The organism is Chryseobacterium sp. II3a (genome assembly GCF_057815135.1).
The window spans coordinates 156,934-170,851 of the sequence record NZ_JBYPZJ010000008.1; the positions used below are offsets into that span (position 1 = coordinate 156,934).

The window sequence follows — 13,918 nt, forward strand, 5'->3', positions numbered from 1 at the left end:
ATCGAATTTTTGCATACATTTTGCTGTTTAAATTGAATAATTATCTCTATCATGAAAAAGTATATTTATATTCTGACGATCTTTGGATTTTTATTTAGCTTTCAGAGCTGTGCATCACAAGGTTCATCAGATCCAACAATAGTAAATGCGTTAGTAGATTCCCAGGAATTTACTTTCTACGCACAGAAAGCTAACCCTACCAATTATGATGTCATCAATGTAATGAACTCTATGCCCAATTCTACTTCAACCAGAATGCTGAATCTGAACACGGGAGATTATACTATTGATGTAAGTAAAAATAGTGTGGATGTAGTACTTCCCTATTTTGGAAGATTATTCAATCCTTCGTTTGGAAATACTGATAAAAATGGCTACAGATTTACTTCAAAAGATTTTACCATTAACAAATCTCAGAATAAAAAGGGAACCTGGACTGTGAAAATTCAGCCTAAAGATGTAAGCACTGCTGAAGAGATTAATATTGAGATCTTTAAAAACGGAAAAGCATTCGTTTCAATAAAAAGTAATGACAGACAACCGATCACGTATGACGGTTATGTTTCTAAAAGTGAAGTAAAACAAGAAAAGGAAAAACCTTAATCTCTATTTTCACCCGATAAAAATTTTTCAACAAATAATTTGGCTTCAGTGCTTGGATTTGAAACCATCTCTGAAGCATTTTTTTTGTGCATTTGATAGGCTTCCTCTACTCCATTACTCTTTTTCAGAAGAGACAGAATATATTCCTGAACCCAATATTCGAACCGTTTCTCGGCTTGTTGGATACGGATTTCTTCAAAACGTCCGGTTTTCTTTTTCAAATCAATAAACTCAGAGATTTTATCATATATTTCCTGCAGTCCTTCATTGTGCAAAGCAGAGCCTAATAGCACAGGGATCTTCCATTCTTTTTCTTTTGGTGGAATAAAATCCAGGGCTCTTTTTAATTCAAGTCTGGTATTTTTTGCTTTTTGAAGGTTATCATGATCTACTTTATTGATGAAAATAACGTCTACCATTTCCATGATTCCACGTTTTATTCCCTGGAGCTCATCGCCACCACCAATGATTTTAAGGAATAAAAAAACATCGGTAATATCAGCGACTAAAACTTCAGACTGCCCTACTCCAACGGTTTCAATTAAAATATAATCATACCCAGCAGCTTCACAGATCATCATTGTCTCAAAGGTGGTATTGGCTACTCCACCCAAAAATCCTGAGCTTGGGGAAGGGCGTATAAATGCATTTTCTTCTTTTGCGAGTTCTTCCATACGGGTTTTATCTCCCAAAATACTCCCTTTATTGATTGATGAACTGGGGTCAATAGCAAGGACAGCCACTTTTTTGCCTTGAGCAATAGCTAATCTACCGAAACTTTCAATAAAAGTAGATTTCCCTGCACCGGGTACTCCAGTTACTCCTACTCTAATAGATTTCCCTGTTAAAGGCATAATTTTTTTCAGAAGATCTTCCGCCTGTACTCTATGCTCAGCTTTTTTACTTTCAACTAAAGTAATAGCCTTTCCAATCAGACGCTTGTTGCCTGACTGTATTCCCTCAATAAGTTCTTCTGTAGAAAATTTCATTGATTCAAAATTAATAATTAAAAAGCTAACGGTCAATAGTTCATCATTAAAGACAAATAAAAAACGCTGAGTAGTTGATTTTATATTATAGTATTCACAATAATTCAAATTTTATTTCTTCTAAATTAAAACTACAACACACTGTATCAAAGGGTTTCGGAATTTATTACATTTGTTATATATCAAAATAAGAAACATGAAAAAACTCATTGCTGCGGCATCATTCACTGCTATTCTTTTAGTTTCCTGTACTCCTAAAGCATCTACGTCTGCCACTACAGCAGGTACTTCAACTTCTACGGCTGAAGAGATTGCCCAGGGAAAAACGATCTTTGAAAATTCGTGTGGAAAGTGCCATAAACTGCCGGATCCTACTTCACACAATTCTATACAATGGGTAGGAATTATGAACGCAATGGCTCCTAAAGCTAAACTAACGGATGAGCAGCATAAATGGGTATATGACTATATCGTTTCTGTGAAAAAGTAATCATCAAACAAAATAAAAAGGTATGAAAAAGTTAATCTTAAGCGGTATTGCAGCATCAGTATTTCTGATATCCTGTGGACCTAAAAGTACGGCAGTAACGGGTCCTAAATATACCTCATCTGAACAGCTGGCCCAAGGGAAAACTATTTTTGAAAATTCCTGCTCGAAATGCCATAAACTGCCAGAACCTACCAAACATGATAATCAGGGCTGGATTAATACGTTAAGTAGAATGGCTCCTAAAGCCAAGCTTAGTGATGACCAACATCAAATGGTCTATGATTATCTGATCTCTGTAAATAAAAAATAAGCTTTCACTTGAAAGCTTATTTTTTATTATTATAGAAAACATCCCCTATTTAACTATCAATTTTTCTGTCTGGGTTTTATTTCCCTGCTGGATGTTCACCATATAAACCCCTTTCTGTAAGTCTTTAGTAGAAATTGCTTTTTTAGATCCTGAGTCTCTGGAATCTGAGAATATCAGTTTCCCAGCCATATCAAATACTTTGATCTTAACTTCCTTCGAAGATTGATCAATATTGCCTACAAAAAATTCATCATAAGTAGGATTAGGGAAAACTATAAATTTATTGTTTATTACTTTAGCTTCACCAGTAGCCAATGTAGCATTACATTCAGCCGGAATTGTAAAATCCTCTACCTGATCCTTCATGCTAAATATATTTCCATAACTCGCGTTTACCCCCAGCCCTCTTTTAGCAAATGCTTTCCATATCAAACATTTATCAGCACTTACGTTTCCAATAGCATCAGCCTGTAAGATTGCATTTCTACCATCTATAAATGTAGGATTACAGGTTTGCAGCTTCAGTCCGTCCATCACAATTTGTAACACTTTTGCATTCCCTGATGTTGTGCTGGCCAGTACATCACTATTATATCCATACTTCTCAATATATTTCCAGGCAAGGTCCCACAACATGGTAGCCCAGATAAAACCTACAGCATGTGCACCTATAGCCGAATTAGTACTTCCATAGGTGTAATTATTGATTCCAAAATCGGGAGAATATTTAGCCGGCCTGATTCCTAGATCTGTTGGTAATTGATTCATAGTATATGTTCCCATACTTCTTGCCAAAGAAGAAGTATCTCCTGGTCTGGTTGTAAGCATTAAAGCAAAAAAATCAGACCATCCCTCTCCCATCTGCTCAGGATAATAAAGACAGTCATAGCCGTCTGCTGTTAACCTATTAGAGATCCCATGTCCATATTCGTGTGCAACGATTCCATTATCCCATCCTGAATGTTTAAAGCCGTTGAAATCATATTTCAATGTTGTATTAATTACTGTTCCTACTGTAAGCTCATTAACAAGGAAATCTCCTTCTGTTTTACCAACTATAATCGCCGGAATTGTTAATTCTTGGTTATTTCCACCTCCCATAGTAGGAGGGGTATCAGATGTAAGGTGATAATAAATAGCTCCGATAGCCCCTGCATCTTGTACGTTTTTCAACTTAATTAAGTTTGGACATGCTGTACTGGCTTGTACCACTGCTATTTTTCCTGTTAAGCTTCCTGCTGCAACATTTGCACAAGCATCAATAGGTGTAGGAAGCGCTAAGTCTCCTGTTACCGCTTGCCCAGTTGCCAATTTATTACCGAAAGATGCTCCTGATGATAGCACGATAGGCCGATTAACCATTATTGCCGGAGAATTATATTTATATCTTACAATAGGATCTGCAGGTGTCTGTGCTCTGGTCCAAAGATACATTTGCATGATGGGTGAGTCAAATTCTTTTACCCCATTTGTTTCCAATTCATACCCTGAATAAAAAGCCGCATTATTTAATGCACTTCCGTCAAAAGCTTCTGCCTTCAGAGCATCACCTTCTATACCTCCTTTTCCGAAATTATTTATTTGAAAATTTCTTGCTGGTTCTGTAAATCCAAATTTATAGAATATATCATGCATCTTATTATTCATATAAAATAAATTGGTGATAGCCGCATCCTGATGGGTAAGCGGATTTATGTATCTGCCCTCATCAAAAGTGAAGTTAAAATTAAGAGCACTTCCGCCATCAGGAGAATGTCCCGGCATATCCAGATTATCTATATCAGAATAAGCATACACGTTGTTCCCTCTTGTATTCGTATAATTATTTGTTCCATCGGAATGCCATCCTTCTGGAGACGCGGTTAAATCCCACGGATTATTTACAACTGACCTGGAACCAAATGTAGGCGACTCAACAGGAAGAGGGAAAACATTATATGATGCATTAGTAGGAATCAAAAAATGGGCAGGATGAGCATACTCAGAATTTCTATTCACAGAAAAATGAGGACCTTGTTTTATTTCAGACTTTGCATGCTCCTGAAAGTCTTCTCCGGAACGGCAATAAATTGTACTATTATTTTTACTTAATATTTCACCTGTACTGGCATCAGCAATCACATGCCATATATCTGAAGAGTTTTTATCTGAGACAAATAATTCTTTAGCAGGGACATATTGTTTGTTTTTTTCAAAATAAACATCTGGTAAGTATTTTACCTTGGAAATATTCTGTAACCCTAATTTTTCTTTCAATGATTCTTCTGAAAATCTTTCCTGTACTTTTTTCTGATGAACCACTACCAGATTTCTGCTAAAATCATTTCTTTCTGAAATAATCTTATCTTCTTTAATAATCACTTTACCAAGTGCTTTATAAACACGAAACCCATTGTAAGTCTGCTGTATATTCACGATATTGGCTCCTAAACTTTTAGAGACATCTTCGTTCAGGATAATAATCCCAACATGATCATTTCTGTTATTCTTTTGGGCTAATTGTCCACTTTTCTGATAATAATCCTCAATCAGTTTTTTGGAATTCTGGGCACTTGTTTGGTTGTAAGTTAGAAATAACGCCACGGAAATGGGCAATAAAAAAAGATTCTTATTCATGGTTTTGTTTTTTGGTATCTCTAAAATAAAGATTATCAATAGAAAACCCTAAGAAATTATAAAATTTATTCCAACATTGTTGAATTATAGTTTTTTTTATTCAATCTTCTGCGATTTTACAGATATTCTACTATAAAATTTCATTTTTTAGCCCAAAAAAAATCCGAAGAAATATTTCTTCTCTCCGGATTTTCTATTATGCCATCTTAATATATTTCAATAATTTTATATTACAATAAGCTTTTCTGTCTGGGTTTTATTACCCTGCTGGATGTTCACCAATAAACCTCTTTTTGTAATTCTTTGGTAGATCTATTATTAGATATATTGATATTACTCCAAATGATTACTCTGCCTTTTTCCTTGTCCTTGTTTTAGGCATTTTATTCTGAACCGTCTTTTCTCTCTCTTCCAAAATTTCAAGCGTACTTTTGCAAAAGCTGAATTTTTTCGCTTCTTTAAGTTGCTCCAGAGCTTGTTTATATTCTCCTTTTCTTTCCAATAAAAGAGACGCACAATTCAGAATTTCAGCTTTATCTACTCCCTTCATTTTTAAAGCATATTTGATAAGCTTCTCTGCTTCCTCATAATCTTCATTACTCAAAAGGCATTCAATATAGTATTTAGGTGTGTTCACATTCCCTATATTGCTCTGCATGGCTTCTTCAAAATATTTTTTACCTGTTTCATAGTCTTTCAAAACTTCTGAATATACTCTTCCCATCAGGCACAGGCTGTCTGCATCTTCAGGTTCATAGGATAGGGCATAGTTCAGAGCATCCAGGCAATCTGCCAGATTGTATGGAAAATAGTCCAATGCTTCAAAATAGTATTTATTCTTAGTTAAGGTCATTACTGTAGTTTTTTAATTCCTGTTTAAGGATATTCCTTTGCTTTTTAAAAGCTTTATCCTGATATGTATTTTTAAAATCTGTTCCGGAAAAGGTACGGACCGGATTTCCACGCTCTACCTGAAGATGAAGATTCCAGGTTTCTTTCATTCTCTGTTCCAACTGTTGAATATAAAGTCCCATTACCTTTTCTTTTAATCTGATAACAGATAGTTTTTTATTATTCAGCTGCGATCGTGTATCTTGCACAAATACAGATTCATTGGTTGGAATATGGATGGCCCGAACTGCTGTATTCACTTTATTAACATTCTGTCCGCCACTTCCCTGACTTCTGGCTGTCTGAAATTTTATTTCTCTTTCGTTGAAATTAATAGTTTCCAGATTTTCCAGTTCGAAGATACCGATGAACCATTTATTTCTTTTATGCAGTTTCCTGAAGGTACTCTTCCCTTCCCAGCAGACACTCCCTAGCCATGTCTTTAAAAATTCTTTGATATTTTGTCCTTTTAAAAGCACTGTTACGGACTTCACGGTCATATTTACATCGCCATTTTCACGATGAATAATTTCGTAGCCTATATTATTTTCTTTTACTTCTTCCAGAAAGGTCTTTAATACTTTAGAGACTACCCATTGGCATTCTAAAGGACCTCTTCCTGAAGTGATCTGTATTAATTTTTCCATTGTTATTTTGTTATTTTGGCATTTTGCTTAATAAGGGATGCCCAACAGGATCTATTCCCTTTTGTAATAATTCCTTTGCCGCGATTACGGCCCAGCATTTATCGCTGGAATGAATATTTCTGTAGAACGAAAGTAAAACATCGGGTTTTACCACTGTAAACCCATTGGTTTCAACAGTTTCAATATCATTTCTTTCAAAAAAATCGATGGTAATTCTATAGTACTTTTCGTTTTCTAATTCTACTGTTTTTTCATAGCGCCTAAAGTTTTCTTCACTTGGCAATTGATCATAGCGGGTCCAGACTTTCTGAAACCCATCTTGCTGAAGAATGATAACCACTTCAGCAACGTTTTCTTTCTTTACAAAGACATCAATATCCTTGTGGTCATGGGCATGCTTGTATTCTGTATGCCCTGTTTCAGACATAAAATGCCATGCCCAGCCACCTGATATGATCACTTTATTCTTTAGTTTTTTTAAAATTTCGAGGCCTAGCAGGATTCTATATTCAGGCCAGACTTCTCCATATCTCTTTATATTATGAGGTGCTCCCATTTCTTTTTTCGTTGAGGGTTAATAATTGACAGTTATTTGATCTGTCATAGTATTAAACCTTATAGATTTTTGAAGTCTATAAGGTTTGATTTACACTAAAGTTATCTATCCATTCTCACAATTCTTGGCTGGAATGTTCCCAGAATGTCTACCAATTCGCTTTGAGCATTCATGACTTCATGAATATCTTTATAAGCCATTGGTGCTTCTTCTGTATTTCCGCCCATGAGGGTAACATCTTTAAGTTTTAGTTCTTTTTTGATGTCATTCTGAGTAAAAAGACTTCTGCATTCTCCTCTTGAGTGAGCTCTTCCTGCTCCATGTGAAGCTGAGTTCAGAGAAGCTGGATTCCCTTTTCCACGGACGATAAACCCTTTGGCAGTCATAGAGCCCGGAATCATTCCCAATTCATTTTCATTGGCTGGAGTAGCTCCTTTTCTGTGAACGATTACCTCTTTTCCATGATGGATTTCTTTCCATGCGAAATTGTGATGGTTCTCAATTCTTGCTTTTACTCTTCCACCCACTGCTTTTACCAGCCTTCTGTGGATATCATCATGACAGGCAGAAGCATAATCTCCTGCAAGGTTCATAGCCGTCCAATATTCTAAACCGAGGTGTGTGCTTAGATCCAGCCAGGCAAATTGTTGAGCCTCTTTAGGCAGCGGACATTGTTCTACGGCTACTCTTGAATAATATTGAGCTATTTCAGCACCTAATCCCCGAGAACCGCTGTGCGAAAGGATTCCCAGATATTTTCCTTTGGGTAGGCCTATTTGTTCATCTTCTTCTGTGATGTCCACTTCTCCGAATTCCACAAAGTGATTTCCTCCTCCGGAAGATCCCATCTGTTTGATCGCTTTTCCTTTCAATCTTCTTAAAATAGGGATCATATCAAAGGTATCTCTGTCAAAGATTTCATGGTCTACATGAGATTTGTGAGTCTCATACATTCCAAATTTTGTATGTTCGGCAAGGGCTTTTTCATATTTATCCCTTGCTCCATTCAGATATGAAACGGGGGTATCCAAAATACTAAGGCTCATTCTGCAGCCGATATCCATTCCTACTCCATAAGGAATTACTGCATTTTCTACTGCCAAAACGCCTCCGATCGGAAGGCCATAGCCGCTATGAGCATCAGGCATCAATGCGCCCTGAACAGATACCGGAAGTTTCAATGCCGTATACAGTTGGTTTTTTGCTTCTTCTGAAATATTATTCCCGAAGATCTGAAAGCCAGCACGCTGTGCATTCAACATCCTTTTTTCTGTTTTTTTAGATGAAAGCAAGGTTTCTGCAATTTGTCCAAAGGTTAAATCTTTTTCGAATTGCTCCGGATGCATCAGAATTTCCTTGAGAAGAGATTTTACATAATGAATATTTTTTGTGGCAAAATTTCTCTTCATGACTTCCAAGGCTACGTTTACACTTTGATTATTTGGATAGCCCAGTTTTAATATATCTTTTCCTTTTAGTTTTAAATTTCCCATTGTTTTTGTTTTAAATGAAGGACTCATCGTCCAAAAAACTTTCTGCAATCTCTGTTGCAGACATTGCACAGGTAGTATATTTCCTGCTTTCGATAAGATCTGTTTCGTATTCCATTTTCCATGGATTAGATTTTCCGTAAATTTTTTTCTGAAGAATTCCTACCACTTTATGCTGTTCCAGATAGGCATTCAGTTCTGCCTGTTCTTTTTCCAGTTCCGCATCTATAGGTTTTTGATGGGTAATCATATGCGGCCTTGTCCTCAGGATAAATCTCCACGGTTCCGTAAATTCGTAGTAAGTTTCATTGCATTTCCGGAAGGGGCAGTATTCTTCCCTCTTCAGGAAATACTGTCTTTCTCTTGAGGTAAGCCCGAATTTTGGACTGCTCCAGGAATATGAAGAAACGCGATTGAGCTTTTGTTCTCTTTCTACATATATTCTTCTGCCAAATTTTCTTTTCTTTTTTAAAAACTGGCGGCTTCCGGAATATATGTACGTATTGATTTTCTTCAAAAGTTCTTCAAAGAATTTTCCATCACTGCTCCGCATCACATCATCCCTTACGACAAAGAATCTTACGAATCCTAACTGATAGGGATTTTGCAGAGGAATCAATGGAATGTTTTTTCTTATATGCCAGACTTCCTTACTACGTTTATACTTTTTTCTTATCTGTTTTTCTACATCTTTTTTTATTGTTCTTTTTCTGCTTCTCAGGCTTCTTAGCCGATAAGACAGAAGGTTATCATTTTCCATGTAAGACACAGTATATCAAATGCAAGACCCATAATTTCTGGATTTACACTTAATACATTTCTTATTCAACTAAAACACTAGTTGATTGAATTAATAATGATGAACAGGTATAGTTTTGGGTATAAAATCTTAACTATATTGCTCTTAAAAACACTTAAAAAGATTTCGGGGAAACGTGAGTTTGAAATATTGCGCAATAAAAAAACCCGAAATCTCTACGACTTCGGGTTTTGATATTGTATTGTACTATTATTCTAAGAGTGTACCAAACCGCGAAGCCTTACCACCATAAGGGGTAATCCAACTGTAGAATTCTGATTTGTTCTGAACATTGCTTCGTTGTTTTTAATTGGTTAAACTTGATTTTCAGGTGCAAATATAGAATTATTTTTTTAATCTTCAATTATTTAAATCTTATTTTTGTGAAAAAGAATTGTATGCATAGATTTTTATTGGCCTTACTTCCATTACTTTTCATAGGATGTAAGAAAGAAGAACCTGTAAAAAAAGAAGAGGTGAAAATAGTGGAGAAAGGCTGCTTTTCTTCTCATTTTATAGAAAAAATTCTGAATTTAGAGGAAATAAAAGATCAGGCGAAGTTTCTTGAATCAGAAACCAAAGGGAAAGGCAGGGTCGGTTTTCTTGTAGACAGTACGAAAGTAAATAATGGCTGGGATTATTCTATTTCTGCAGGGTATAATGGACCGGATCGTTTTGAAACCTACCATATTTTCCATGCCTCAAGTGCTCAATGTAACACTTTAGCTATTTTAGAACCCGTATCCGGAGAATATATTTCTATTGAGCAATGGAGAAAAAGCAAAAATGAGCCTGCCGCAATGGAATCTTTATTAAAACCAGGGCTTTATAGCTTACCAATTGAAAGTCTTCCTCAGGTAGATGTAAAGTTTATAGAAACAGATTTTGCAGTGGAAGGTTCGGAACAATATAGCTGTGGAGAACCAAAGTTCAGGTATTTTCCTTTAGCACGATACAAGGATCTTGAACTGATTCTTGTTCCGATGGATTGCGGAGATTTTGATTACCGATATTATCTGCTTACCGTAATGCATAACACCATCGTTGGGGAAGCTTATGTGGAAGGTATTTGGTTTGATCCCGGACAAGATGATAAAAAGGAGGAATTCAGCAGCTATGAAATCAATAAATCAGGAGAAATCACTGTGACAACAGATCATAAGATTGATGGAAATAGTCAAAGGATAACTAAAACTCATTATCAGATTATGGATGATGGTAAAATTGTTCAGAAAAAATAAAATAAAGGCTGTTTCAGACGTTGAAACAGCCTTTATTTTTTCACTTGAGGTAAATAATGCTTAGAAAAATAGCATCAATAACTTTTGTCATCCGTTGGATATCCAATGTTTCTAAAGTGTCTGTGGATTTGTGATAATTTTTGTTTCTAAAGAAGGAAGTGTCAGTAATCATAAGCGCAGAAAAACCGAATTTCCAATAGTTCAGATGATCTGAGAAGTCGACTCCGTTTACAAATTTCGGAGCGGGAAATGTTTCTGTTTTTATCTGATTTGAGTTTTTAAAATGATCTATAAAGTTTCCAACGAACGGCCCTGCTCCGCTGAACTTTTTCACCAGAGTAATAAAATCCCCTTTGTCTCCATAGATCCAGGAAAGAATGTCTATAGGGAAATCCTGAGATCCTTTTTCATCTTTAAAATAACCAATCATTTCTACACTGGCCATTCCATAAACGTCTATATGATTGTCTTTTAAATATTTTGCATGAATATAACTGCCCATATTCTCTGTCCTGAAATATGGCGGTTCTTCTAATGTATAGGCCACAAGATCTATCCGATAATTGAGCTTTTGCCCTTTGAGCATTCTGGCTAATTCTAAAAGTGCCGTAACTCCTGTAGCATTATCATCTGCTCCCTGCTGATCTCCACAGACATCATAATGGGCACCAATTATTATTCTTTTGCTATTTTCAGTTCCAAAGGAGCAGATTACATTTTTATAAGTTTGCCCACCTACTTTATACTCTTGAAAGCCTGTGCTGTCACTATATGTTTTGAATGTTTGGCGAATATAATCTGCAATAGTATTCAGCTGAGCTACATTTTTATGATTCCGGAACTTTGGAGTCTGGGTAAGTGCTACCAAATGTTTCTTAATCTGTGTACTATCTGCTGGAACAGGAGAAGTTTGTACAGTTCGCTCCTTTTTTCCTACTGAAACGAACAATACAATGGCTATAAAGAGAAAGCCCACAAAGAAAATCAGCTTTTTCTTTGTAGGCTTTAGTCTATTTTTTAAACCCATAGATATGCTTTTAATTTCCTGATGAAAATTAAATCTTTTTGGGATTAGTTTTCTAAAAATCTCTCTAAGATCTCCACAGCACATTTTGGAAGGTTGGTTCCTGGACCGAAAATGAAATCTGCTCCATTAGCATAAAGGAATTCATAATCCTGTTGTGGAATAACTCCTCCAACTACGATGGTAATATCATCTGCACCCAGTTTTTTTAACTCTCCTACTACCTGAGGAACTAATGTTTTGTGTCCTGCGGCTAGTGAAGAAACTCCCAGAATATGAATATCGTTTTCTACTGCCTGTTTTGCTACTTCTTCCGGGGTTTGGAATAGAGGAGCAACGTCAACGTCAAATCCCATATCTGCAAATGCTGTTGCTACTACCTTTGCGCCTCTGTCGTGCCCATCCTGCCCCATTTTAGCGACCATAATTCTTGGGCGGCGTCCTTCTTCTTCTTCAAACTTTTGCGTCAGATGAAGGGCTTTTTCAAAGTATTCATTTTTACCGGCGTTCATTGCGTATACTCCAGAGATTGTTTTAATGTTTGCTTTATACCTTCCGAAGGTTTCTTCCATGGCATCACTCATTTCACCAAGGGTAACTCTTCTTCTTGCGGCTTCAATACAAAGTGCCAACAGGTTTCCTTTTCCTGTTCTTGCACTTTCACGGATTTCATTCAGAATTTCCGTTACAGCTTCAGTACTTCTCTCAGCTTTAATGGTATTTAACCGTTCAATCTGTTTTCTTCGAACTTCTGTGTTATCAATATCAAGAATTTCTATGGCATCCTGCTTTAATGAGGATTTGAATGAGTTTACACCGATGATGAATTCCTCTCCACTATCGATCTTAGCCTGCTTTTTAGCGGCAGCTTCTTCAATTCTCATTTTTGGGATTCCCGCTTCAATGGCTTTGGTCATTCCACCTTCCTGCTCAACCTCATCAATATACCTCATCGCTTCTTCAATCATCTGCTGAGTAAGGCTTTCTACAAGGTTGCTGCCGCCCATAGGGTCTACTACATCGCAAATTCCGCTTTCCTGCTGGAGAATGATCTGTGTATTTCTTGCAATTTTCGCTGAATAATCAGTAGGAAGAGCAATAGCTTCATCCAATGCATTGGTATGCAGAGACTGTGTTCCACCTAGTGCTGAAGATAGCGCTTCAATAGCGGTTCTTGTGATATTATTAAAAGGTTCCTGCTCTGTTAATGACCACCCTGAAGTTTGAGAGTGCGTTCTTAATGCTAAGGATTTTGGATTCTGAGGATTAAACTGCTTTAAAAGTGTTGCCCAAATATATCTTGCAGCACGCATTTTAGCAATTTCCATGAAGTGATTCATCCCGATTGCCCAGAAGAATGATAATCGTGGGGCAAAATCATCTACATTCATTCCTGCTTTGATCCCAGTTCTTACATATTCAAGACCGTCTGCCAGCGTGTAAGCCATTTCCAATACCGGAGTAGCTCCTGCTTCCTGCATGTGATAGCCTGAAATGGAAATAGAGTTAAATTTTGGAATGTTTTGCGAAGTATATTCAAAAATGTCTGCAATGATCTTCATGGACGGTGCAGGCGGATAAATATAAGTATTTCTTACCATGAACTCTTTCAGAATATCATTTTGAATAGTTCCTGAAAGTAATTCTTGCTTTACCCCTTGTTCTTCTGCTGCTACAATATAGAAAGACAAAATGGGAAGTACGGCCCCGTTCATTGTCATAGAAACAGAGATTTGATCCAACGGAATTTCGTTAAAGAGGATCTTCATATCTTCCACTGAATCGATAGCTACTCCTGCCTTTCCCACGTCTCCTACTACTCTTGCGTGATCAGAATCATATCCTCTGTGCGTAGCAAGGTCAAAAGCTACAGAAAGTCCTTTCTGTCCTGCTGCAAGGTTTCTTCTGTAAAAAGCATTAGATTCCTCTGCTGTGGAGAAACCGGCATACTGACGGATCGTCCATGGCTTTTGAACATACATAGTGGAATACGGGCCTCTCAGGTAAGGTTCAATTCCTGGAGAAGTCTGTGTTAATGATTCATCTTTCACATCCTTTTTTTCATAGGATGACTTAAGTTCCAGCCCGTCTTTTTCAAAGTTGTAAATTTCTCTTTCCTGAGGTAATACACTAAAATCGGGCTTTTTCACAGAAATTGTTTTTCGCATTCCAATAATTTTTGTCTCCGTAAAGTTAATTTTTTTGAACGAAACATGAAACTTCTGTTAATATTCAGTTTTACTGAATATTAGAAAAGAAAAA

The 13,918-nt window shown here is 36.6% G+C and carries 13 protein-coding genes; 4 read left to right on the forward strand and 9 right to left on the reverse strand.

Annotated features, from left to right (window positions below):
• The first annotated feature begins 51 nt into the window (after positions 1-51).
• Positions 52-603, forward strand: a complete 552-nt coding sequence (locus AC3HD6_RS18195; RefSeq protein WP_068939092.1) for a DUF4251 domain-containing protein — start codon at positions 52-54, stop codon at positions 601-603.
• Here AC3HD6_RS18195 and meaB read toward each other — a convergent pair.
• Positions 600-1,592 (reverse strand): methylmalonyl Co-A mutase-associated GTPase MeaB, encoded by a 993-nt coding sequence (meaB, locus tag AC3HD6_RS18200; protein WP_488897621.1) that lies wholly within the window; start codon positions 1,590-1,592, stop codon positions 600-602. The two genes, AC3HD6_RS18195 and meaB, sit on opposite strands and share 4 nt — an antisense overlap.
• 196 nt (positions 1,593-1,788) lie before the next feature.
• Between meaB and AC3HD6_RS18205 the strand changes: the two genes are divergently transcribed.
• Both AC3HD6_RS18205 and AC3HD6_RS18210 read left to right on the forward strand, forming a co-directional pair.
• Complete coding sequence (locus AC3HD6_RS18205) at positions 1,789-2,082, forward strand: c-type cytochrome (RefSeq protein WP_488897622.1); 294 nt, start codon at positions 1,789-1,791, stop codon at positions 2,080-2,082.
• 22 nt (positions 2,083-2,104) lie between these two features.
• Positions 2,105-2,392, forward strand: coding sequence for a cytochrome C (locus AC3HD6_RS18210; RefSeq protein WP_488897623.1), 288 nt, complete (start codon positions 2,105-2,107; stop codon positions 2,390-2,392).
• 45 nt (positions 2,393-2,437) lie between these two features.
• On the opposite strand, the gene AC3HD6_RS18215 is transcribed toward AC3HD6_RS18210, so the two are convergent.
• The 6 genes from AC3HD6_RS18215 to AC3HD6_RS18240 form a co-directional block, all read right to left on the reverse strand.
• Positions 2,438-5,008 (reverse strand): T9SS-dependent M36 family metallopeptidase, encoded by a 2,571-nt coding sequence (locus AC3HD6_RS18215; protein WP_488897624.1) that lies wholly within the window; start codon positions 5,006-5,008, stop codon positions 2,438-2,440.
• Positions 5,009-5,354: 346 nt separating this feature from the next.
• The gene (locus AC3HD6_RS18220) at positions 5,355-5,861 is read right to left on the reverse strand and encodes a tetratricopeptide repeat protein (protein ID WP_488897625.1); all 507 of its coding nucleotides are present in this window, start codon (positions 5,859-5,861) and stop codon (positions 5,355-5,357) included.
• Positions 5,848-6,546 (reverse strand): peptide chain release factor H, encoded by a 699-nt coding sequence (gene prfH, locus AC3HD6_RS18225; protein WP_488897626.1) that lies wholly within the window; start codon positions 6,544-6,546, stop codon positions 5,848-5,850. Before prfH ends, AC3HD6_RS18220 begins: the two co-directional genes overlap by 14 nt.
• A gap of 10 nt (positions 6,547-6,556) precedes the next feature.
• Entirely contained in the window at positions 6,557-7,102 is a 546-nt protein-coding gene (locus AC3HD6_RS18230; RefSeq protein ID WP_488897627.1) for a hypothetical protein, read from the reverse strand.
• Positions 7,103-7,203: 101 nt separating this feature from the next.
• Complete coding sequence (locus tag AC3HD6_RS18235) at positions 7,204-8,595, reverse strand: RtcB family protein (protein WP_488897628.1); 1,392 nt, start codon at positions 8,593-8,595, stop codon at positions 7,204-7,206.
• A 10-nt stretch (positions 8,596-8,605) separates the two neighbouring features.
• Complete coding sequence (locus tag AC3HD6_RS18240; RefSeq protein ID WP_488897629.1) at positions 8,606-9,352, reverse strand: hypothetical protein; 747 nt, start codon at positions 9,350-9,352, stop codon at positions 8,606-8,608.
• A gap of 437 nt (positions 9,353-9,789) precedes the next feature.
• Here AC3HD6_RS18240 and AC3HD6_RS18245 point away from each other — a divergent pair, with 437 nt between their 5' ends.
• Positions 9,790-10,632, forward strand: a complete 843-nt coding sequence (locus tag AC3HD6_RS18245; protein ID WP_488897630.1) for a hypothetical protein — start codon at positions 9,790-9,792, stop codon at positions 10,630-10,632.
• A 40-nt stretch (positions 10,633-10,672) separates the two neighbouring features.
• Here the strand turns inward: AC3HD6_RS18245 and AC3HD6_RS18250 are convergent, their stop codons facing one another.
• The gene (locus AC3HD6_RS18250) at positions 10,673-11,659 is read right to left on the reverse strand and encodes a M28 family peptidase (RefSeq protein WP_488897631.1); all 987 of its coding nucleotides are present in this window, start codon (positions 11,657-11,659) and stop codon (positions 10,673-10,675) included.
• A gap of 44 nt (positions 11,660-11,703) precedes the next feature.
• Positions 11,704-13,824: a methylmalonyl-CoA mutase gene (gene scpA / locus AC3HD6_RS18255; RefSeq protein ID WP_488897632.1), complete on the reverse strand. Its 2,121-nt coding sequence runs from the start codon at positions 13,822-13,824 to the stop codon at positions 11,704-11,706.
• Positions 13,825-13,918: the final 94 nt, after the last annotated feature.